Source organism: Janthinobacterium sp. 344 (assembly GCF_900112025.1).
Taxonomy (GTDB): domain Bacteria; phylum Pseudomonadota; class Gammaproteobacteria; order Burkholderiales; family Burkholderiaceae_D; genus Janthinobacterium.
Window position 1 is genome coordinate 694,343 of record NZ_FOKL01000001.1, and the last position, 20,225, is coordinate 714,567.

Here is a 20,225-nt window from a genome sequence, read left to right on the forward strand (position 1 = left end):
ATGAAACGCCTGACTGTCATCGTCCTCAGCTTGCTCCTGGCCGGCGCCGCCCATGCGGGGCGCTCGTGCGAGGAAAAACCCACCGATGCCGCCACGCTCGTCAAGTCGATGGACCTGGCGCAAAAAACCCTGCAGGCGCTCGACAAGTCGGGCGCGCAAGTGGCGCTGGTGGCGCGCGCCGGCCAGGATTTGTCGAAATACAATGTGCGCTATTCGCACATGGCGCTGGCCTGGCGCGACCATCCGAAGGGCCGCTGGCTGGTGGTGCATGAGCTCAATGAATGCGGCACGGCGCAATCATCGCTGTACAACGAAGGCTTGGGCAATTTCTTCATGGATGATGTGTTCATGTATGAGACGCTGATCCTGATTCCCGGCCAGGATACGCAGCAGCAACTGGTACGCCTGCTGGCCAGCAACACGCCCAAGCGCCTGCATGACGCGCGCTACAATATGCTGGCCTATCCGTTTTCCACCAAGTACCAGAATTCGAACCAGTGGGTGCTGGAAACGCTGGCCGCCGCCAGCGTCGAGCCGGGCAAGATCGAGACGCGCGCCGAAGCGCAAAGCTGGCTGCGCAGCGTCGACTTCCTCCCGCAAACCTTGAACATTCCCGCCACGACGCGCCTGGGCGCGCGCATGTTCCGCGCCAACATCGCCTTCGACGACCATCCGTTCGACCGGCGCATGGCGGGCAAGATCGACGCCGTCACGGTCGATGCCGTGGCGCGCTTCGTGCGCCAGCGCGAACCGCAGGCGCAGGAAATCGTCGTGCGCAACTAAGCTCCATCAAGGCCGCTGCAGCGCGCGGAACAGCGGCCCGATCGCCAGCACCAGCACCACCATGCGCGCCACGTGAAAGGCCGTGACGACGGGCACGCCCAGGTGCAGGGTCTTGGCCGTCAGCGACATTTCCGCGATGCCGCCCGGCGAAGTAGCCAGGATGGCCGTGCCGGGATGGATGTCCAGCCAATGCGCCAGGCCCAGGCCGAAGGCGGCCGCCAGCAGCAGCATCACGACGCTGCACAGGGCCACGCCGGCCAGGTAGCGGGGCGCCGCATGCAAGAAGGCGGGACTGAAGCGCGTGCCCAGGGCGATGCCGATGAACAGCTGGCCCGCGCGTATCATCCACTCGGGCAGGCGTGACAGGTGGATGCCGCACGCCGTCAGCAGCAGCGCCGCCAGCAGCGGGCCGATGACCCAGGCGTTCGGCAGCCGCCCTCTTTTGAACGCCAGGGCGGCCAGCACGGTCACGCCAACGAGCAGCGCCAGCCCGCCATAGTCGACCAGCGCGGCGCCGGGCACGAAAGTTTCATGCCCTTCGGCCAGCCCATGGCTGCCCCAGTAGCGCACGCCGAACGGGATGGTCGCCACCACCAGCATCATGCGCAGGCTGTGCGCGGCCGCCACCTTGCCCACGTCGGCGCCATGGCGTTCGCTCTGCACGGCCATTTCCGACGCGCCGCCCACCGCCATGGCGAAGAAGGCGGTGGCGCTGTCGACGCCCGACAGGCGCCGCAGCAGCACGGCGCCAAGGCCGCCCAGCGCCAGCGCGAACAGCACGGCGGCGGCGATCCACGGCGTCAAGTCGAGCAGCACGGCCAGCACGGGCGCCGTGAAATACAGCCCCAGCGCCGTGCCGATGGCCCACTGTCCCGCTTCGCGCACGCGCACGGGACAAGCCAGCTCGCGCCCGGCCAGCCGCAGCGCGGCCGTGGCGAACAGGGGACCGATCATCCACGGCAGCGGCGTATGCAGCCACAGGCAGAGGGCGGCGCCCGCCAGGCCGGTGGCCAGTGCCGCGCCGAAGGCGCGCCAGCGGGGCCACCACGGCACGCTTAAAACACCCAGAGCTTATCGGCCGGCATGTGCAGCCAGTACTTGCCCGCTTCGAGCTTGTGGCGCGAGTAGGCGCGCAGGCTGATATTGTCGGCGCCGCCGCGCTGGAACAAACACTCCCAGCGGTCGCCCAGATACATGCAGGTCAGGAGCGGCAGCTCGATGGCGTTGTCCACCTGCGTGGCGCTGATTTTCACCTCCTCGACGCGGATCATGGTCGTCACTTCCGCACCCGCGTTGGTGCCGCGCGCCACGCCCTGCATGGTGGCGCCATCGACCTGCAGGCGCACGGCGCTGCCATCGCGCTGCAGCACCTTGCCGGGCAGGCGGTTGTTACTGCCCATGAATTCGGCCGTGAACAGGGTGTCCGGCGTTTCATACATGCTTTGCGGCGTGCCCTGCTGCTCGATCTTGCCGTTATTGAGCAGCAGGATGCGGTCCGAGATGGCCATCGCCTCGCCCTGGTCATGCGTCACCATCAGGGCCGACAGGCCCAGGCGCACGATCAGTTCGCGCAGGAAGGCGCGCGCTTCCTCGCGCAGCTTGGCATCGAGGTTCGACAGCGGTTCGTCGAGCAGAATCACGGGCGGGTTGTACACCAGCGCGCGGGCGATCGCCACGCGCTGCTGCTGGCCGCCGGACAATTGGTGCGGATAGCGCTCGCCCAGGTGCCCCAGGCCCAGCTGCGTCAATACTTCCTTCACGCGCCCGGCGATATCGGACGCGCCCATCTTGCGCAATTTGAGGCCGTAGGCGACGTTGTCGAAGACGGTCTTGTGCGGCCACAGCGCGTAGGACTGGAATACCAGGCCCAGGTTGCGCTGCTCGGCCGGCATCTCGAAGTGTTTCGCGCCATCGTAGACATTGCGCTCGCCGATCTGGATGGTGCCCGCCTTCGGGCTTTCCAGCCCGGCGACGGCGCGCAGCAAGGTGGTCTTGCCGCTGCCCGAAGGCCCCAGCAGGGCGACCACTTCGCCTTTTTGCAGGTGCATCGACACCCCTTTCAGGATCGGATTGGCGGAGGCGCCGCTGCCGTAGTCCAGGTGCAGCTCATTGACGGTCAGTTCATTCATGATGTGGTCTCAGTCTTCTATTAATTATGGAGTTTCACGCCGAAACGCAAGGCGATGCCCAGGCCGATGGCCACCAGGGTGATGTTGATGAACGACAGCGCCGCCACCAGGTCGGTCGAACCGCCGGCCCACAGCGACACCAGCATGGCGCCGATCACTTCCGTGCCCGGCGACAGCAGGTACACGCCCGTCGAATATTCGCGCTCGAAGATCAGGAAGACCATCAGCCAGGCGCCCAGCAAGCCGTACTTGATCAGTGGCAGGGTCACGTCGCGCGTCACCTGGCCGCGGCTGGCGCCGACGGCGCGCGCCGCCTCTTCCAGTTCCGGCCCCACCTGCAGCAGCGCGGTGGAAATCAGGCGCATGCCGTAGGCCATCCACACCACCGAATACGCGAGCCACAGGGCGAAGATGGTCGAGCGCAGTTCGCGCAGCACGGGGATCACGTGGCCGCTGAGCCACAGGGCCACGCCGTTGTCCATGCCCTTCAATATGCCGTCGAGCCAGGCCGGCACGAACAGGAACACCCACAAAAAGGAGAGGCCGGCCAGCAGGCCAGGCACGGCGCGCGGGACCAGCACGCTGTAGTCGAGCAGGCGCGTGATGCCGTCCTGCTTGCGGTGCATGGCCAGCGCGATAAAGCTGTAGCAGCCCACGGCCAGGGCGCCGCCGACGACGCCGATCAGGATGGTGTTGACGATGCCGCGCACCAGCGACGGCTGGTCGAAGATGTCGCGGAAATGCTGCAGGGTCAGCACGTCGGCCAGGTGCACGCCCTCGCCCCAGTACTGCACGAAGGAGCGCAGCACGATGCCCGTCAACGGCAGGATGATGGTGAAGACCAGCCAGCCCGCCAGCAGGGCGAATGCCAGCCACTTCCAGCGGCCCAGCGGCATGGCCTTGCTGCGCGCGCCCTTGCCCTTGATCGACACATATTTGTTGGCTGATTTCAGCAGCCAGCGCTGTATCATCACCAGCGGCATCGTCACCATCACCAGGCAGACGGCGACGGCGGCCATCAGGTGGTAGGACGGCGTGCCCAGTTTGTTCGTCAGCTTGTACAGATAGGTCGGCAGCACCAGGTGGCCTTCCGGGTCGCCCAGCACCAGCACCAGGCCGAACACCTCGAAACCGAGGAAGAACACCAGCACGCCCGCATACGCCAGCGCCGGCATGATCATCGGCAGCGACACATTGAGCATCACCTGGACCGGCGAGGCACCGGCCACGCGGGCCGCTTCCTCCACGTCCGAACCCAGGCTTTTCAGCGCCGACGAGGCATACAGGTAGACGTGCGGCACGTGGGTCAGGCCGGCGATGATGACGATGCTGGTGAACGAATAGATATTCCAGGGCACGAAGCCGATCAGCTCCTTGGCCCAGATCGAGTAAAAGCCCACGGGCCCCATCGAGACGACGTAGCCAAAGCCCATCACCATCGGCGACACAAAGATCGGCACCAGCAGCATGGGCGCCACCCAGCCGCGGCCGGGCAAATCGGTGCGCACCATCAGGAAGGCCAGCATGCCGCCCAGCGGCACGGCGATGACGGTCAGGCCGAAGGCCAGCATCAGGCCATTCTTGAAGGCCATCGAGAAATCGGGATCATCGAAGATGAAACGGTAGGAGTCAAAGCCGAATTCGCGCACCGGCATGAAGAAGGGCGCGTTCAGGAAGCTCTGGTAAAAAATCAGGAACAGCGGCAGGAAAATGGCGACCAGCGTGATCGCCACGACCACGCCGCGCGGCCAGTTCAGGCGCGACAAGGGAGAGCGCGACCGTGCAGGCAGCGGCAAGATGGCAGTTTGCATGATGAATCCAATGAATGAAGGGTGCGGCGTGCGCCCGCAAGCCAGGCTCGCGGGCGGCCAAGACGGCATTGGCGATGTTTACTTCTTGCCGGCGGTCTCTTTCCACTGCTTCAGGAAGGCCATGCGCTTGGCCGGTCCCAGGAATTGCAGGATGATCGGATGCACGGGAATCGGCTTGACGTTGGCCGCGCCGATTTCCTTGATCAGGTCAGCCGACGTGGTTTCGCCCGTGACGTCGGCGCGGATAGCGAACAGCTTGGCGCCGTTTGCAATGACGGTCTGGCCACGGTGCGACAGCACGTAATCGAGCCACAGCTTGCTGGCATTGACGTTCTTCGCATTCTTGTTGATGAACTGCACGCGCGACAGGATCAGCGTGTAGTCCTTCGGCAGCACCACGCCGATCGACGGATCGGTCTTCGCGCGCACCAGGGCGTAGGAACCCAGCACGTTGTAACCGATCAGGTTTTCGCCGGACGAGATGCGCTCCATCATGGTGCCCGTCGACGACTGCACGCGCACCTTGGCCGCGCCAAACGCGTTTTCCAGCGCCAGGAACTGCGGATATTCCTTCGCGTCCTGCGCCATGAACATGAAGCCGACGCCCGATTTTTCGATATCGTAGGTGGTGACCTTGTCCTTGAATTTCGGCGTGGCGATCAGCTTGACGAAGTCGTCGTGGTTCTTCGGCACTTCCTTCGGATCGAGCAGGCGCTTGTTGTAGACAATGGCGGCCGGCTCGAACGTGGTGCCGTAGGCCTGGTCATCCCACATGGCCCAGCCAGGGATCTTCGACGCTTCCACGGATTTGTACTTCAGCGCGTAGCCGTCGGAGGCCAGGCGCATCTGCAGGTCCATCGCCGAGGACCACATCACGTCGGCCGTGTTGCCGCCGGCCGCCACTTCGGAGATGAAGCGGTTGTACACTTCGGTGGAATTCATGTCGTTGTATTCGACGGAGATGCCGGGATACAGGGCGCTGAAATCCTTGATCAGCGGCGCGGCGGCCTTGCTGTCGGTGGCGCTGTAGATCACCACCTTGCCTTCCTTCTTGGCCGCGTCGATGATCTTCTGGTAGTCGGCCGGATAGCCGGGCGGCACTTGCGCGAAGGCGGCGCCGGCGAGGGTGGCAAAAGTGCCGGCCAGGGCGACTTGAAGCAGGGTCTTGGTTTGCATGGGGTTGTCTCCGTCTGTGAAATAGATATTTTTTAAATGTGACGCCGTTCAGCGCATCAATCCGAGCTCGGTGGCCTGTCGCGCATACTCGTCGACCGCCTTCCTGACATACGCCGTCAGCTTCGGTCCCGTCAGGGCGAATGGGTACAGGCCAGCCTGGGCGCGCCATTCGGCGAACTGCGGCGTGGCCATGGCGCGGTCAAAGGTGGCCACCCAGCGCTGATAGTCCGCCTCCGGTACCTGCGGCCCCATCCACACGCCGCGGATGATGGGCCAGACCACGTCGATGCCCTGCTCGCGCGCCGTCGGCACGCCGGCCAGCACGCCCGGCAGGCGTTTTTCCGCCAGCACCGCCAGCACGCGCGCATGGTTGGCGCTGGCGTTCAGCGTGGCTTCGGACGTATCGCCCGAGACCACCTGCACGTAGTCGGCCTGCATCGCCGTGAAGACTTCGCCACCGCCTTCGAGCGCGACGAAGCGCAGCACCTTCGGGTCGATGCCGGCGTGGCGCGCCACCAGCGCCATCTTCAGCCAGTCCTGGCTGCCGATGGTGCCGGAGACGCCGATCAGCACCTTGTCCGGATGCTGGCGCAAGGCGGCGATCAGGTCCGCCAGCGTCTTGTACGGCGAATCGCTGCGCACGGCGATCATGCCGTAGTCGGCGCCCAGCGCCGCCACCCAGCGCACGTCGCCCGCCTTGGCGTTGCCGAACTTGCCCTGCGCCAGATTGAGCAGCGAGCCGCCCGAAAACGCCACCAGCGTGTTCGCCTCGGCGCGGCGGCGTTGCGACGCCATCGAATGCCAGGCCACGGCACCGATGCCGCCGGGCAGATAGCTGATGCGCATCGGCGCCGCGACGCCCGCCGCGCCCTCCTGCGCCAGGCCTTTTTTCGCCAGCTTGCACGTCAGGTCCATGGCGCCGCCCGGCTTGGACGGCACCACGCATTCGACGGGCGCGGGCGCGTTGGCCTGCGCCCCCGCGATGGCGGGCAGCAGGCAGCACAGGGACAGGAACAGGGAGCGCAGCATGGCCATGGCTTAGAAGCGGTGCTGGATGCCGGCGATCAGGCCGCGCTGCGTGTCGCCGAAACCGGCATCGTCGCGCGACAGGCTGACCAGCTGATTGTGCTTGGCCTTGGCATACGCGCCGGCCACATACAGGTCGGTGCGCTTGGACAGGGCATAGCGCAGGCGCGCCACGTACATGATCGGATCGGCATCGAGATTGGCGGCCACGTTTTTCACGTCCTGGTAGTAGATCACGCCCGTCAGGGTGATCACCGGCGTGGTCTTGTAGCTGACGCCGCCCCAGTACAGGGTGCCGCGCACGTCAGGCTTGCCGGCCGCTGCCGGATCGAGCTTGTAGTCGCGCGCCGCCGCCTGCACTTTCCACGGGCCGTCGTCATACATGGCGCCCAGGTGGTAGACGACGTTCTTGTCGCGCGCGCCGCCGGCGATGGCGTTGCCGTTGACGCGCTCATACGTGGCCAGCAGGCTGACGGGACCGGCTTTATAGGTGACGGCCGTGGACAGCTTGGCGCTGTCCGAGGTACCCGTCGACTGTTCGCCGAAGCCGTACGACGCGCCGTAGCTGAAGTCGCCCGTCTTGCCCGAATACTTGACCATGTTGTCGAAAGCGGTGGTCATGCCGTACTTGCTGGGGCCCGTCGCATTGCCCGAGGTGGCCCACGAATAGAATGGCGCATACGCCATCGGGTCGAACGGCAGCACGAAGTCGTACACGGTGGTGAACGAGCGGCCCAGCACGACGCGGCCGAAGGCGCCTTCCAGGCCCACGTTGGCCTGGCGCTTGAACAGCGCGCCATCGGCGGCGCCCGTGTCGACGAGGATGCCGCCTTCCAGGTTGAAGACGGCTTTCAGGCCGCCACCCAGGTCTTCGCTGCCCAGGATGCCCCAGCGCGAGGTATTCATGCCGCCCGAGCTGACTTGCGTCACCGAGCTTTTGTTCGGACCGGCGTTGCTGGTGGTGCTGACGCCCGCGTCGAGACGGCCGTACAGGGTGACGTTCGACTGCGCCTGGGCGCTGCCGGCGGCGGCCAGGACTGCCATGGCGGCCAGCGAGAATGCGGATTTCTTCATGTAGCGTGTCTCCCTAAGATATAGTTATTAGTGATATGCCTGATCAATTTCATGAATCAGGATCACACTATATGAGCGCCATCCTTTCAATTCGCTTTCAGACTGACAGGTGTCGCCGGCCAGCCACAAGGGACATCAACATATTCCTCGCCTCCCCTGCGGCAGGCTTACACTGCATCCATTTCAACGAATGGCGGAGACCATGCGCATATTATTAGTGGAAGACCATCTGGAGCTGTCGCACTGGCTGGCAAAGGCCCTGCGCGACGCGCACCTGACGGTGGAGACCGCCCACAACGGCGCCGATGCCGACGCCCTGCTGCACACGCAGGAATACTCGCTGGTGCTGCTCGACCTGACCTTGCCGAAGATGGACGGCCTGGACGTGCTGCGACGCCTGCGCGCGCGCGGCGGCACGCGCGGCAAGACCCCCGTCATGATACTCACGGCGCGCGGCGGCCTGGATGAAAAAGTGCAGGGCCTGAACCTGGGCGCGGACGACTACATGGCCAAGCCGTTCGAACTGGCCGAACTGGAAGCGCGCGTGAAGGCCCTGCTGCGCCGCAGCCAGGGCAATGAAGCGCTCGTGCACAGCTGCGGCGCGCTCAGTTTCGACACCGTCACGCGCATGTTCAGCTATGCCGGCGCCCCTTTCCCCCTGACGCCGCGCGAACACGCCGTGCTCGAAGCCCTGATCACGCGCTCGGGACGCGCGGTGTCGAAGGAAAAGCTGTTCGACGAAGTCTTCGCGCTGGCCGACGACGCCAACCTGGACGCCATCGAACTGTACATCCACCGCGTGCGCAAGAAGCTGGAGAGTGGCGTGGAAAGCGATTCGCCCGACGGCGCCGTCATCACCACCCTGCGCGGCATCGGCTACCTGCTGCAGCCGCGCAGCGCCATGGCGCCGGCCGCGTCAAAATGAGCGGCGCCGCGCGGCCAGCGCGCCCGCCCCTGCCCGAGCGCCTGCGCCGGCGCTGGGCGCAAGGCCGGCCGCTGGGCAGCCTGCGCAGCCAGCTGCTGCGCTGGCTGCTCATCCCGCTGGTGATGCTGGTGCTGCTCGACGCCGTTTTTGTGTACCGCAACGCGCTCGACGCGGCCGACATGGCATATGACCGCTCGCTGCTGGCGTCGACGCGCGCGCTGGCCGAACGGGTCTCCATCGTCGGCGGCAAGGTGGTGGCCGAAGTGCCCTACGTCGCCCTCGACAGCTTCGAGACGGACACCCTGGGCCGCATCTACTACAAGGTCACGGGCATCAACGGCGAGCTGGTGTCGGGCTACGGCGACCTGCCGCCCGTGCCGAAGAACGTGCCCCGCTCGCAGAATTATCCGGCCCTGGTGCGCTTCTACCACGCCGATTACCATGGCAAGCCGATACGCATCGCCGCCCTGCTGCAGCCCGTGTATGACGATTCGATGCGCGGCATCGCCCTGATCCAGGTGGCCGAAACGCTGGACGCGCGGCGCGGCCTGTCGAACCAGATCCTGTTCGATACCCTGAGCTGGCAGGCGGCGATGATACTGGTGATGGGCGCCCTCGTATGGTTCGCCGTGCGCCTGGTGCTGCAGCCGCTGATGCGATTGAAAACGGAGGTCGAGACGCGCACCCTGTCCGACCTGTCCGATGTCGATCCCACCCTGGTGCACAAGGAGATGCGCCCCCTGGTGAGCGCCATGAACGGCTCCATGTCGCGCCTGCAGCAGCTGATCGCCAGCCAGCGCCGCTTCATCGCCGACGCCTCGCACCAGCTGCGCACGCCGCTGACGGTGCTGAAAACCCAGGCCGAACTGGCCCTGCGCGAATGCGACCGCCAGGGCGCCTCGCAGCAGGACATGGCGGCGCTGCGCAACATCGTGCGCTCGATCGCCGCCACCACCGATTCCACCGTGCTGCTGGCCAATCGCCTGCTGACCCTGGCGCGCATCGAGCATGGCGGCGAGAACCTGGCAATGGAGACCGTGCCGCTGCGCGACGTGGCGCAGCAGGTGGGCCTGGAGATGGCGATGGCCGCCGTCGCCAAGAATATCGACCTCTCGCTGGAAGCGCCGGACGAAGCGCCCGTGCATGGCCAGGCCCTGCTGCTGCACGAACTGGTGGCCAACCTGGTCGACAATGCCCTGCGCTACACGCCGCCGGGCGGCAGCGTGGTCCTGCGCGTGCGCGCGGGCGGCCATGGCAACGACACGGTGCTGGAAGTGGCAGACAGCGGCGCCGGCATTCCGGCGGCCGAACGCGAACGCGTGTTCACGCCGTTTTACCGCGTCGGCGCGGCGCTCGAGAGCAATCCCGGCGGCGCCGGCCTGGGCCTGGCCATCGTGCGCGACATCGCCGCCCTGCATGGCGCGCGCCTGGAACTGGCGACGGCCGCCAATGGCCACGGCCTGCAGGTCAGCGTGCATTTCGGCGCCAGCGCATGAAGGCGCCGTCGCCTGGCCATGCCGGCGCGGCAATGGCGGGCGTCAGGCCCCGTGCGCGCGGAACCAGTCGGCGGCATGGCCGACGGTGCGGTCCACCACGTCCGGCTGCTCGTAGTACTGGAAGTGATGCGTGCCGTTTTCCCAGATCAGCTTTTTGTCCGGGGTGGGAATCGATTCGAAATGCCGCCGCGCCGACGCCGGGTTCATGCACGTGTCGGAGTGCACCACCAGCGCCGGCTTCCTGAGCCGGGCCACGCCGGGCACGGTGGTGTAGGCGAAATGATCGAGATCGCTCAGGATGGCGTAGCGGTTGTCCCAGCCCTTCAGCGTCCACGGCCCATACCAGCTCCACACGAGCGGCCCCGGCAAGCCCGCATGCGATCCGGCGACGCAATCGCCAAGATCGGGCGAGACCAGCGGCTGATACACGACCGTGCCGTTCGCCTCGTATTCCGCCTTCGCCGCGCGGGCACGCTCCAGGCGTGCCGCCAGCAACGCTTCCAGCTGGCCGGTCGTCGGTGCGCTGGCCGCGTCGAAGGGATTCTCGGTGACGCCGGCGGCGATCATGAACAGATCGGTTTCCCGGTCGCGGTAATAGCCCGTCACCGAGGCGACCGCCTTGACGCGCTCATCGTGCGCGGCGATGTCGAGCATCTCCGGCCCGCCCTGGCACACGCCGAGCAGGAACGCGCGCGACGCGTCCACGTCCTCGCGCGCCAGCAGGTAATCGAGCGCCGCCACCACATCCTCGTTTTTCATCGTCGGGTTTTCCAGCCGGCGCGGCATGCCGCCGCTTTCCCCCACGGTGCGCGGATCGAAGGCCAGCGCGGCAAAGCCCTCATCGGCCAGGCGCGTGGCGTACTGGGTCGGCGCCTGCTCCTTGGAAAACGAATACGGCCCCAGCAGCACGACGACGGGGAATGGCCCCTGGCCCTTGGGGCGGTAAAGCACGCCGACCACATCGTCGCCATGCGATGTGAACGTTACCTTCTCGGGCAGATAGTTGCCGTGTATGGACATGGGTTCCTCCAAAGTTGTCTGTTCATTCAGTATATGAGACACTGATTGACAAGACTATCTGCACATTTCTTTACACATCAATGAATAATGCTCATCAATTGGATGGCACGGACCTCTTCACCTTGAACGTCTTCCTGGCGGCGGCCCGGCACCGCAACTTCCGTGCGGCGGCGGTGGAACTCGACGTCACGCCATCGGCCATCAGCCACTCGGTGAAGACGCTGGAGCAGCGGCTGGGCATACGCCTGTTCAACCGCACCACCCGCAGCGTGTCGCTGACCGGCGCGGGCGAGCGCCTGGCGGCCAGGCTGCACCCGGCCCTGGCGTCGATCGCCGAGGCCATGGTGGAAGTGGACGAGCAGCGCGCCGCGCCCAGCGGCACGGTGCGCATCAATGCCAGCGAGGGTGCGGTGCGCATGCTGCTGCGGCCCGTGCTGGCGCGCTTCCTGCGCGCCTACCCGCAGGTGCACCTCGATATCGTCACCGATGGAAAGCTCAGCGACATCACCGCCGGCGGCTTCGACGCGGGCATACGTCTGGTCGAGGCAGTGCCGCAGGACATGGTCATGATACGGCTGACCGACACGGTGCGCTTCGCAGCGGTAGGAGCGCCCGGCTATTTCGCCGCGCGCGGCCGCCCGGGCGTGCCGCTCGACCTGCTGCGGCACGACTGCATCCGCTTCCGCTTCGACAGCGGGGCGATCTACCGCTGGGAATTCGCGCGGCGCGGTACGGCCGAGACGATCAACGTCACCGGCCCGCTCACCCTGACCGACCAGCCGCTGATGGTCGATGCGGCCATCGATGGCATCGGCATCGCCTTCGTGCCCGAGCACCTGGCGCTCGATGCGCTGGGCGACGGGCGGCTGGAACGGGTGCTCGACGACTGGTGTCCGGCCATGCCCGGCCTGGCGCTGTATTATCCGGGCCACCGCCATGTCCCGGCGGGCTTGCGTGCGCTGATCGCCATGATGCGCCAGCCGCCATCAGCCAGCCGCGCGGCAGGCTTATATGAATAAAAAAACATGCGCCACGGCCCAGGCAAATGATGTTGCTCAAAAACAACACATAATTTATTTTCAATATTTATTAAATAATTGCCTTACGTAAATACTATTCACCAGATAGAATCCGGTTCCCATTAATCGACGAAATCCTTTCGCCGTATTAATTATCAACAGGATTAAAAATGAAAAAGCAATTGTTCGCAGTAGTAGTTGGCGCCGCACTGGCATTCCCTTTGTTTGCACAAGCTGAAAACATGTACGTCGGCGCGAATGTCGGCCGTTCGGAATTGAAATTGTCGGGCGATGAAGTTTCGGGCAAAGAAAACAAAACCGGCTTTAAAGTTTACGCTGGCTACGACTTCACGCCTAACTTCGGCGCAGAAGCCGGCTACGTCAATTTCGGCAAACTGAAAGAAAGCGAAGGCAAAGAATCGCTGAGCCTGGAAACCAGCGCTTTCTACGTAGCGGCCACGGGCACGCTGCCACTGAACGAACAGTTCTCGCTGTTTGCAAAAGCTGGCGTCACGCAAAACCACACCAAAGCGAAATTGAACCTGATCGGTTTCAATGCCAGCGAATCGAAAAACAAAACCGCCGCCCTGTTTGGCATCGGCGCTGCATACAACATCAATAAAAACCTGTCGGCCGTTGCTGAATATGAAAATTTCGGCAAAACGATGAGCCAGGATGGCATGAAACTGAAAGCCGACCTGCTGTCGATCGGCCTGCGTTACAAGTTCTAATTCCCGCGCGCGCGAATCAGAATCAAGCCGTTATCCACGGCTGATAGAAAAACCGGCTGCAAGGCCGGTTTTTTTATGGGCGAATGGCGTGCAGGCGGCATGGATGCTAAGATCGCGCCCTGAGATTTTAAGGAAGGCACCTTGCCATGATGACCAAAGAAGATGTAAGCGAACTGTTCGCCAATATCGCCGAGAACGCGCCGTGGGATCTGTCCCAGCCGCTGCTGTGGGGCTATTACTTCACCAACCCGACATCGGCGCCGCTGGAGCAGGCCGCCGCCCTGCTGGCGCTCCAGGGCTACCGTCCGGTGGAACTGTACCAGCCCGAGCTCGATGACCCGGCCGCACCGCCCGTGTGGGTGCTGCACGTGGAAAAGGCCGAAGTGCACGGCGTCGACAGCCTGCACGCGCGCAATGGCGAACTGATGGCCTTCGCGCAGGAAAACCAGCTGGCCAGCTATGACGGCATGGACGTGGGCCCCGTCGGTACCGCGGCGTAGGCCGGCTGCGGCGCAAGGCGCCGCCATCGGACAACATGACGCATAAAAAACGGCGCCCGCGGGCGCCGTTGTGCATGGCTCGCCGACAACGATCAGCTGAGGTTTTCCAGGCGAATCTTGGTGACGGTGCCCACCACGCTGTTCAAGGCTTCCATCTTCTCGATGGCGGCCGTGACGTTCTTTTCCTGCGTCTGGTGCGTCAGCATGATGATGTCCGTATGCGTCTCGCCCTCGGCCGGCTCTTTTTGCAGCATGGCGTCGATCGAGATGCCACGTTCGGCCAGGATGCGCGTCAGGTCGGCCAGCACGCCCGGCTGGTCGGCCACGTGCATGCGCAGATAATAACTGGTGGTGATTTCCGACATCGGCAAGATGTCGATGTTGGTCATGGCGTTCGGCTGGAAGGCCAGGTGCGGCACGCGGTGTTCCGGATCGGCCGTCGCCAGGCGCGTGATGTCGACCAGGTCGGCGATCACCGACGAGGCGGTCGGCTCGGCGCCCGCGCCGCGGCCCGAGTACAGGCTGGCGCCGACGGCGTCGCCATGCACCAGCACCGCGTTCATGGCGCCTTCGACGTTGGCGATCAGGCGCTTGGCCGGGATCAGGGTCGGATGCACGCGCAGCTCGATGCCTTCCACGCCATTGACGGTGGCGCGCTTGGTAATGCCCAGCAGCTTGATGCGGTAGCCCAGCTGCTCGGCATAGCGGATGTCGACGGCATTGAGGTTGCTGATGCCTTCCACATAGGCCTTGTCGAACTGCACCGGGATGCCGAAGGCGATGGCCGACATGATGGTGGCCTTGTGCGCGGCATCGACGCCTTCGATGTCGAAGGTGGGGTCGGCTTCCGCGTAGCCCAGTTCCTGCGCCTGTTTCAGCACCGTGGCAAAGTCCAGGCCCTTGTCGCGCATCTCGGACAGGATGAAATTGGTGGTGCCGTTGATGATGCCGGCGATCCATTCGATGCGGTTGGCCGTCAAGCCTTCGCGCAGCGCCTTGATGATGGGGATGCCGCCGGCGACGGCCGCCTCGAAGGCCACCATCACGCCCTTGTCCTGCGCGGCGGCGAAGATCTCGTTGCCGTGCACGGCCAGCAGGGCCTTGTTGGCCGTGACCACGTGCTTGCCGTTGGCGATCGCCTGCATGACCAGGGTTTTCGACAGGTCGTAGCCGCCGATCAGTTCGACGACGATGTCGATCTCGGGATCGTTGACGATGATGGCGGGGTCGTTGACGACCTTGCAGGCGCCGGCGACGAGCGCCTCGGCGCGCGCCACGTCGCGCACGGCGACGGCGACGACTTCAATGCCGCGGCCCGCGCGGCGCTTGATTTCTTCCTGGTTGCGTTGCAGGACGCTGAACGTGCCGAAGCCGACGTTGCCCAGGCCCAGCAGGCCGATCTTGATGGATTTCATAGTTATGCTTGACTGCTCATTAAGTGGCGCCGCCACAGGCGGCGCCAGGTTGATCGAGATTGCTGCTGGCCGGCTCAGCCCCGGCTGTGGCGCTTGCGGTAGCCTTCGAGGAAGCGCGCGATGCGGCCCATGGCCTCGGTCAGGTCATCGGAATTGGGCAGGAAGACGACGCGAAAGTGATCGGGCGCGATCCAGTTGAAGCCCGTGCCCTGCACGATCAGGACTTTCGCTTCGGCCAGTAATTCATAGGCAAACTGCTGGTCGTCGGCAATCGGGTAGATGGCCGGATCCAGGCGCGGGAACATGTACAGCGCGGCCTTCGGCTTGACACAGGTGACGCCCGGAATATCGGTCAGCAGCTTGTGCGCCAGGTCGCGCTGTTTCAACAGGCGCCCGCCAGGCCCCACCAGGTCTTGTATGCTCTGGTAGCCGCCAAGCGCCGTCTGGATGGCAAACTGCCCCGGCGCGTTGGCGCATAGCCGCATCGAGGCCAGCATGTTGAGGCCCTCGATGTAATCTTTTGCGTGGCGTTTTTCGCCCGAGACCACCATCCAGCCGGAACGGTAGCCGCAGGAGCGGTAATTCTTCGACAGGCCGTTCATGGTGATGAACAGCACGTCGTCGGCCAGCGAGGCGATCGACACGTGCTCGGCTTCGTCGTACAGCACCTTGTCGTAGATTTCGTCGGCGAAAATGATCAATTGATGCTGGCGCGCCAGTTCGACGATCTGCAGCAGCACTTCCACCGGATACAGCGCGCCGGTGGGATTGTTCGGGTTGATGACGACGATGGCCTTCGTTTGCGGCGTGATCTTGCGGCGCATGTCGTCGATGTCGGGATACCACTCGTTCTGCTCGTCGCACACATAATGCACGGGGTTGCCGCCGGACAGGCTGACGGCGGCCGTCCACAGCGGATAGTCGGGCGCCGGCACCAGCACTTCGTCGCCGCTGTTGAGCAGCGCATTCATCGACATGACGATCAGCTCCGAGGCGCCATTGCCCAGGTAGATGTCATCGATGGTGACGCCGGCGATGTTCTTGCCCTGCGTGTAGTGCATGACGGCCTTGCGCGGCGCGAACATGCCCTTCGAATCCGTATAGCCGGCGGCATTTTGCAGGTTGAGCATCATGTCGCGCACGATCTCGTCGGGCGGATCGAAGCCGAATACGGCCAGGTTGCCGATATTGAGCTTGGTGATCTTGTGGCCTTCTTCTTCCATTTGCCTGGATTTTTCCAGGACCGGGCCGCGGATGTCGTAGCAGACATCCGCCAATTTATTCGATTTCTGAATCGGTCGCAAAATAAATCCCTGTCGTGATGCGGCGCGGCCGGCCTACGCTTGCAGCATGAAAGCCGCGCCAGAACTGTGAACCCGTGAGACTGCAATGCGAAAACAACCATTCTCGCCGAAAGCAGGCCATTTTATCAAATTAAACATGGCAAATTGCAGCATTTCGCGCCGATTCTGCCACGCATGGCGGCGCGCGCAGACGTTTCCCGCCTGCCGCCTCTTCATCTTCTCTTAATCTTCGCCTACTACTATGGCAAGCGCTGTCTGCCAACGTTGCGCCGAAGATTGCAAATTGGAAAGGATGTTGCTTTTCAGTCGCTCTTTTCTGTCATTTATGGCATGCTGACGCCCTTGGCCGCAGCGCATATCCGCACCGCGCGCGCACCGATCAACCGACACGACCAGCCCTCACATCGCCATGAAACTCCATGCCAGCAGCACCCAACAATACCAAACCGTCACAGGCTACGATGAAAATGGCGTGGAGATCAATGCCCAGCCCTACCACTATAGCCTGATCGTCATGCCGGAAGCGCCGCCGCGCGCGTGGGACGTGGCCAGTTTCGAGCAGTTGAGCGAGGCACATTTCGCGCAAATCCTCGAAGATGCGCCCGACGTGGTCATCCTCGGCACGGGCGAGCGCCAGCGTTTCGTGCATCCGAAGCTGACGGCCGCGCTGACCATGCGCCGCATCGGCGTCGAATGCATGGACAGCCAGGCCGCCTGCCGCACCTACAATATCCTCATGGGCGAAGGCCGCAAAGTCACCTTGGCATTAATTCTGGCACCGGGCGCAGGCCAGGCCAAATGAAAATCAATGTGAACGAGCTGCACGCCTCGCGCGTGCTGATGTGGTCCCTGCTGGGCATCTTCATCGTCGTGACCCTGTATGCGCTGGGCATCCGCACCCTGGTGCCGCCCGACGAGGGGCGCTACGCCGAGATGGCGCGCGAGATGTTCGTCACGGGCGACTGGATCACCACGCGCCTGAACGGCATCAAGTACTTTGAAAAGCCGCCGCTGCAAACCTGGATGAACGCGCTGACCTTCGCCGCCTTCGGCCTGGGCGAATGGCAGGCGCGGCTGTGGACGGGCCTGTGCGGCATCATCGGCGTGTGCATGACGGCGTATGCCGGCAAGCGCGTCTTCGGTCCGCGCGTGGGCCTGTACGCGGGCCTGGTGCTGGCGTCGAGCCTGTTCTGGCTCGCTTCCGGCCAGATCAATTCGCTGGACATGGGCCTGTCGGGCATGATGACCATTACCCTGGCCAGCCTGCTGATCGCCCAGCGCGACGAGGCGACCCAGGCCGAGCGGCGCAACTGGATGCTGGCGTGCTGGGCAGGCATGGCGCTGGCCGTGCTGGCCAAGGGCCTGATCGGCATCGTGCTGCCGGGCGCCGTGCTGGTGCTGTATTCGCTGCTGGCGCGCGACTGGCGCATCTGGACGCGCTTGCACCTGGTCAAGGGCTTGCTCGTATTCTTCGCCATCGCCGCGCCCTGGTTCGTGCTGGTGGCCCTGCGCAATCCCGAGCAGCCGTACTTCTTCTTCGTTCACGAGCATTTCCAGCGCTTCCTGATGAAGGGCCACAAGCGCGAAGGCGCCTGGTACTACTTCCTGGTGCTGTTGATTCCCGGCATCCTGCCATGGATAGGCGTGCTGCCGCAAAGCATCGCCGCCGCTTTCCAGCGCCAGGACGGCGCCTTCCAGCCCCGTTTGATGCTGCTGATCTGGGCCGCGTTCATTTTCTTTTTCTTCAGCTATTCGACGTCGAAACTGCCCGGCTACATCGTGCCCATCTTCCCGGCCCTGGCGCTGCTGATCGCGCTGTTCCTGGAATCGGCCTCGCGCCGCCAGCGCATGCTGGCCGCCAGCCTGCTGTGCTTGCTTGGCGCGGCCATCCTGATCGGCGGACCGATCGCGTTCAGCAAGGCCAGCGCGCGCGATCCCGCAGCCCTGATCGCCCTGAAAGGCTATCAGCCATGGCTGATGGCGGCCGGTTTCTTCGCCCTGGCCGGCGGCGCGCTGGCCCTGCTGCATGCGCGCCAGTTGCGCCGCGACATGACCGTGCTGACCATCGCCGGCGCCGGCTTCCTGGCCACGCACTGCATCCTGGCAGGCTCCGAACTGTACGGCCAGAACCGCGCGGGCACCGACATGCTGCCGCAGATCCAGGCCGAACTGACAGCCGACACCAAGATTTACTCGGTGGGCATCTATGAACAGTCCCTGACCTATTATTTGCAGCGGCCCGTGATCCTCGTCGATTACTGGGATGAGTTCACGTTCGGCCTGAAACAGCAGCCGGAACTGTCCATCCCCAGCATCGAGCCTTTTATCACGCAATGGACCAGCGATGCCACTGCCGGCGTGCGCGACGTGGCCATCATCAGCCTGGACCGTTACAAGGAACTGCAGCAGCGTGGCGTCCCCATGCGGATAGTCGCCCAGGATGCGCGCCGCATGGCCATCGCCAATCGATAAACCATGAACAGGGGCGCGGCAAAATCCGTCGCGCCTTCGGCCAGCTTGCCCCGCCCCCGCATCAGCAGGATTTTTCCCGCTGAACCGGCTGTGCCACCCTATTAACGCTATAGAATAGCCATGCCTGCCTGCGCAAGTTGATCGCGCCGGCGGCCTGTGCGACGCCGAACCACACTTATTCAAGAACAGAACGAGCGCCCATGACCTCTACCCTGCCCTTTTTGCCTTTTTCCAAACCCACCATCGATGAAGCGACCATCGCCGCCGTCAGCGAGGTGCTGCGTTCCGGCTGGATCACCAGCGGCCCGAAAGTACAAGCGTTCGAAGCCCAGCTGTCCGAATACTTCGGCGGGCGCCCCGTGCGCACCTTCAACTCGGGCACCTGCACCATGGAAATCGCGCTGCGCATCGCCGGCATTGGCCCTGGTGACGAAGTCATCACCACGCCCGTGTCGTGGGTCGCGACGGCCAACGTCATCCTCGAAGTGGGCGCCACGCCCGTCTTTGCCGATATCGACCCCGTCACGCGCAATATCGACCTCGACAAGCTGGAAGCGGCCATCACGCCACGCACCAAGGCCATCATCCCCGTCTACCTGTCGGGCTTGCCTGTCGACATGGACCGCCTGTACGCGATTGCTGAAAAGCACAAATTACGGGTCGTGGAAGACGCGGCGCAAGCCTTCGGTTCCGAATGGAAGGGCAAACGCATCGGTTCGTTTGGCGATTTCGTCTCGTTCAGCTTCCAGGCCAACAAGAACATCACCACGGGCGAAGGCGGCGCGCTGGTCCTGAACAACCTGGAAGAGGCAAAGCTGGCCGACAAGTACCGGCTGCAGGGCGTCACGCGCAGCGGCGTCGACGGCATCGACGTCGACGTGCTGGGCGGCAAATACAACATGAGCGACATCATGGCCGCCATCGGCCTGGGGCAGTTCGCCAACATCGACGCCATCACGGCCCACCGCCGCGCCCTGGCGCGCCACTATTTCGCGCAGTTCGGCAGCGATTTCGAAGCGGCCAGCGGCGCCCAGCTGCCCGTGCAGGACTTTGAGAACAGCAACTGGCATTTGTTCCAGATCATCCTGCCCGACAATGGCCCCGGCACGCGCGCCGCGTTCATGCAAGCCATGGCGCAGCAAAACGTGGGGACGGGCTATCATTACGCACCGATCCACCTGTTTACCATGTACCGCGAACGCGGCTTTACCGAAGGCATGTTCCCCGTCTCGGAAAAGATCGGCCGCCTGACCGTGACCTTGCCCATGTTTTACGCCATGACGACACAGGACGTGGAGCGCGCCGTCGCCACCGTCAAATCCATCCTCATCAAGTGAGCAGCGT

Annotated in this window: 18 protein-coding genes; 9 read left to right on the forward strand and 9 right to left on the reverse strand. The window is 64.2% G+C overall.

Annotation, left to right across the window (positions count from 1 at the left end):
- Positions 1-783 (forward strand): DUF2145 domain-containing protein, encoded by a 783-nt coding sequence (locus BM193_RS03170; RefSeq protein ID WP_092795306.1) that lies wholly within the window; start codon positions 1-3, stop codon positions 781-783.
- Positions 784-789: 6 nt separating this feature from the next.
- On the opposite strand, the gene BM193_RS03175 is transcribed toward BM193_RS03170, so the two are convergent.
- From BM193_RS03175 to BM193_RS03200, 6 genes are all read right to left on the reverse strand, one after another.
- Complete coding sequence (locus BM193_RS03175; RefSeq protein ID WP_092795308.1) at positions 790-1,836, reverse strand: AbrB family transcriptional regulator; 1,047 nt, start codon at positions 1,834-1,836, stop codon at positions 790-792.
- Positions 1,837-1,838: 2 nt separating this feature from the next.
- Positions 1,839-2,912, reverse strand: coding sequence for an ABC transporter ATP-binding protein (locus tag BM193_RS03180; RefSeq protein WP_092795309.1), 1,074 nt, complete (start codon positions 2,910-2,912; stop codon positions 1,839-1,841).
- A gap of 20 nt (positions 2,913-2,932) precedes the next feature.
- On the reverse strand, positions 2,933-4,723 hold the full coding sequence (locus tag BM193_RS03185; protein ID WP_092795311.1) for an ABC transporter permease: 1,791 nt from the start codon (positions 4,721-4,723) through the stop codon (positions 2,933-2,935).
- 78 nt (positions 4,724-4,801) lie between these two features.
- Positions 4,802-5,899 carry an ABC transporter substrate-binding protein gene (locus BM193_RS03190; RefSeq protein WP_092795312.1) on the reverse strand — a complete coding sequence of 366 codons (1,098 nt, stop codon included), beginning with the start codon at positions 5,897-5,899 and terminating at the stop codon, positions 4,802-4,804.
- A 48-nt stretch (positions 5,900-5,947) separates the two neighbouring features.
- Positions 5,948-6,934: a Bug family tripartite tricarboxylate transporter substrate binding protein gene (locus tag BM193_RS03195; protein WP_092795313.1), complete on the reverse strand. Its 987-nt coding sequence runs from the start codon at positions 6,932-6,934 to the stop codon at positions 5,948-5,950.
- Positions 6,935-6,937: 3 nt separating this feature from the next.
- Positions 6,938-7,999 carry a porin gene (locus BM193_RS03200; RefSeq protein ID WP_092795315.1) on the reverse strand — a complete coding sequence of 354 codons (1,062 nt, stop codon included), beginning with the start codon at positions 7,997-7,999 and terminating at the stop codon, positions 6,938-6,940.
- 202 nt (positions 8,000-8,201) lie between these two features.
- Here BM193_RS03200 and BM193_RS03205 point away from each other — a divergent pair, with 202 nt between their 5' ends.
- Together BM193_RS03205 and BM193_RS03210 are read left to right on the forward strand one after the other, a co-directional pair.
- Positions 8,202-8,924 carry a response regulator gene (locus BM193_RS03205; protein ID WP_092796993.1) on the forward strand — a complete coding sequence of 241 codons (723 nt, stop codon included), beginning with the start codon at positions 8,202-8,204 and terminating at the stop codon, positions 8,922-8,924.
- Positions 8,921-10,420 carry a sensor histidine kinase gene (locus tag BM193_RS03210; protein WP_092795317.1) on the forward strand — a complete coding sequence of 500 codons (1,500 nt, stop codon included), beginning with the start codon at positions 8,921-8,923 and terminating at the stop codon, positions 10,418-10,420. Before BM193_RS03205 ends, BM193_RS03210 begins: the two co-directional genes overlap by 4 nt.
- Before the next feature lie 42 nt (positions 10,421-10,462).
- On the opposite strand, the gene BM193_RS03215 is transcribed toward BM193_RS03210, so the two are convergent.
- Positions 10,463-11,440, reverse strand: a complete 978-nt coding sequence (locus BM193_RS03215; protein WP_092795318.1) for an alpha/beta hydrolase — start codon at positions 11,438-11,440, stop codon at positions 10,463-10,465.
- 80 nt (positions 11,441-11,520) lie between these two features.
- Here BM193_RS03215 and BM193_RS03220 point away from each other — a divergent pair, with 80 nt between their 5' ends.
- The 3 genes from BM193_RS03220 (at position 11,521) to BM193_RS03230 (ending at position 13,690) form a co-directional block, all read left to right on the forward strand.
- Positions 11,521-12,459: a LysR family transcriptional regulator gene (locus tag BM193_RS03220; protein WP_092795320.1), complete on the forward strand. Its 939-nt coding sequence runs from the start codon at positions 11,521-11,523 to the stop codon at positions 12,457-12,459.
- 170 nt (positions 12,460-12,629) lie between these two features.
- Positions 12,630-13,190, forward strand: coding sequence for an outer membrane beta-barrel protein (locus tag BM193_RS03225; protein WP_092795321.1), 561 nt, complete (start codon positions 12,630-12,632; stop codon positions 13,188-13,190).
- 146 nt (positions 13,191-13,336) lie between these two features.
- A complete protein-coding gene (locus tag BM193_RS03230) occupies positions 13,337-13,690 on the forward strand; it encodes a ribonuclease E inhibitor RraB (protein ID WP_092795323.1) in 354 nt (117 codons plus the stop codon).
- Between the two features lie 92 nt (positions 13,691-13,782).
- Here the strand turns inward: BM193_RS03230 and BM193_RS03235 are convergent, their stop codons facing one another.
- Positions 13,783-15,105, reverse strand: a complete 1,323-nt coding sequence (locus BM193_RS03235) for a homoserine dehydrogenase (protein WP_092795325.1) — start codon at positions 15,103-15,105, stop codon at positions 13,783-13,785.
- 74 nt (positions 15,106-15,179) lie between these two features.
- The gene (locus BM193_RS03240) at positions 15,180-16,409 is read right to left on the reverse strand and encodes a pyridoxal phosphate-dependent aminotransferase (RefSeq protein ID WP_092795327.1); all 1,230 of its coding nucleotides are present in this window, start codon (positions 16,407-16,409) and stop codon (positions 15,180-15,182) included.
- A 409-nt stretch (positions 16,410-16,818) separates the two neighbouring features.
- Here BM193_RS03240 and BM193_RS03245 point away from each other — a divergent pair, with 409 nt between their 5' ends.
- From BM193_RS03245 to BM193_RS03255, 3 genes are all read left to right on the forward strand, one after another.
- A complete protein-coding gene (locus BM193_RS03245; RefSeq protein WP_092795329.1) occupies positions 16,819-17,211 on the forward strand; it encodes an Mth938-like domain-containing protein in 393 nt (130 codons plus the stop codon).
- Positions 17,208-18,881, forward strand: coding sequence for a glycosyltransferase family 39 protein (locus BM193_RS03250; protein ID WP_254785806.1), 1,674 nt, complete (start codon positions 17,208-17,210; stop codon positions 18,879-18,881). Before BM193_RS03245 ends, BM193_RS03250 begins: the two co-directional genes overlap by 4 nt.
- A gap of 200 nt (positions 18,882-19,081) precedes the next feature.
- The gene (locus BM193_RS03255; RefSeq protein ID WP_092795331.1) at positions 19,082-20,218 is read left to right on the forward strand and encodes a DegT/DnrJ/EryC1/StrS family aminotransferase; all 1,137 of its coding nucleotides are present in this window, start codon (positions 19,082-19,084) and stop codon (positions 20,216-20,218) included.
- Positions 20,219-20,225: the final 7 nt, after the last annotated feature.

What these genes read in the sequence shown, in the direction of transcription:
- BM193_RS03210 (WP_092795317.1), top strand. Translation starts at nt 8,921, where the DNA reads ATGAGCGGCGCCGCGCGGCCAGCGCGCCCGCCCCTGCCCGAGCGCCTG.
- BM193_RS03220 (WP_092795320.1), top strand. Translation starts at nt 11,521, where the DNA reads ATGAATAATGCTCATCAATTGGATGGCACGGACCTCTTCACCTTGAAC.
- BM193_RS03230 (WP_092795323.1), top strand. Translation starts at nt 13,337, where the DNA reads ATGATGACCAAAGAAGATGTAAGCGAACTGTTCGCCAATATCGCCGAG.
- BM193_RS03245 (WP_092795329.1), top strand. Translation starts at nt 16,819, where the DNA reads ATGAAACTCCATGCCAGCAGCACCCAACAATACCAAACCGTCACAGGC.
- BM193_RS03225 (WP_092795321.1), top strand. Translation starts at nt 12,630, where the DNA reads ATGAAAAAGCAATTGTTCGCAGTAGTAGTTGGCGCCGCACTGGCATTC.
- BM193_RS03180 (WP_092795309.1), bottom strand. Translation starts at nt 2,912, where the DNA reads ATGAATGAACTGACCGTCAATGAGCTGCACCTGGACTACGGCAGCGGC.
- BM193_RS03185 (WP_092795311.1), bottom strand. Translation starts at nt 4,723, where the DNA reads ATGCAAACTGCCATCTTGCCGCTGCCTGCACGGTCGCGCTCTCCCTTG.
- BM193_RS03215 (WP_092795318.1), bottom strand. Translation starts at nt 11,440, where the DNA reads ATGTCCATACACGGCAACTATCTGCCCGAGAAGGTAACGTTCACATCG.
- BM193_RS03170 (WP_092795306.1), top strand. Translation starts at nt 1, where the DNA reads ATGAAACGCCTGACTGTCATCGTCCTCAGCTTGCTCCTGGCCGGCGCC.
- BM193_RS03190 (WP_092795312.1), bottom strand. Translation starts at nt 5,899, where the DNA reads ATGCAAACCAAGACCCTGCTTCAAGTCGCCCTGGCCGGCACTTTTGCC.
- BM193_RS03195 (WP_092795313.1), bottom strand. Translation starts at nt 6,934, where the DNA reads ATGGCCATGCTGCGCTCCCTGTTCCTGTCCCTGTGCTGCCTGCTGCCC.
- BM193_RS03235 (WP_092795325.1), bottom strand. Translation starts at nt 15,105, where the DNA reads ATGAAATCCATCAAGATCGGCCTGCTGGGCCTGGGCAACGTCGGCTTC.
- BM193_RS03255 (WP_092795331.1), top strand. Translation starts at nt 19,082, where the DNA reads ATGACCTCTACCCTGCCCTTTTTGCCTTTTTCCAAACCCACCATCGAT.
- BM193_RS03200 (WP_092795315.1), bottom strand. Translation starts at nt 7,999, where the DNA reads ATGAAGAAATCCGCATTCTCGCTGGCCGCCATGGCAGTCCTGGCCGCC.
- BM193_RS03205 (WP_092796993.1), top strand. Translation starts at nt 8,202, where the DNA reads ATGCGCATATTATTAGTGGAAGACCATCTGGAGCTGTCGCACTGGCTG.
- BM193_RS03250 (WP_254785806.1), top strand. Translation starts at nt 17,208, where the DNA reads ATGAAAATCAATGTGAACGAGCTGCACGCCTCGCGCGTGCTGATGTGG.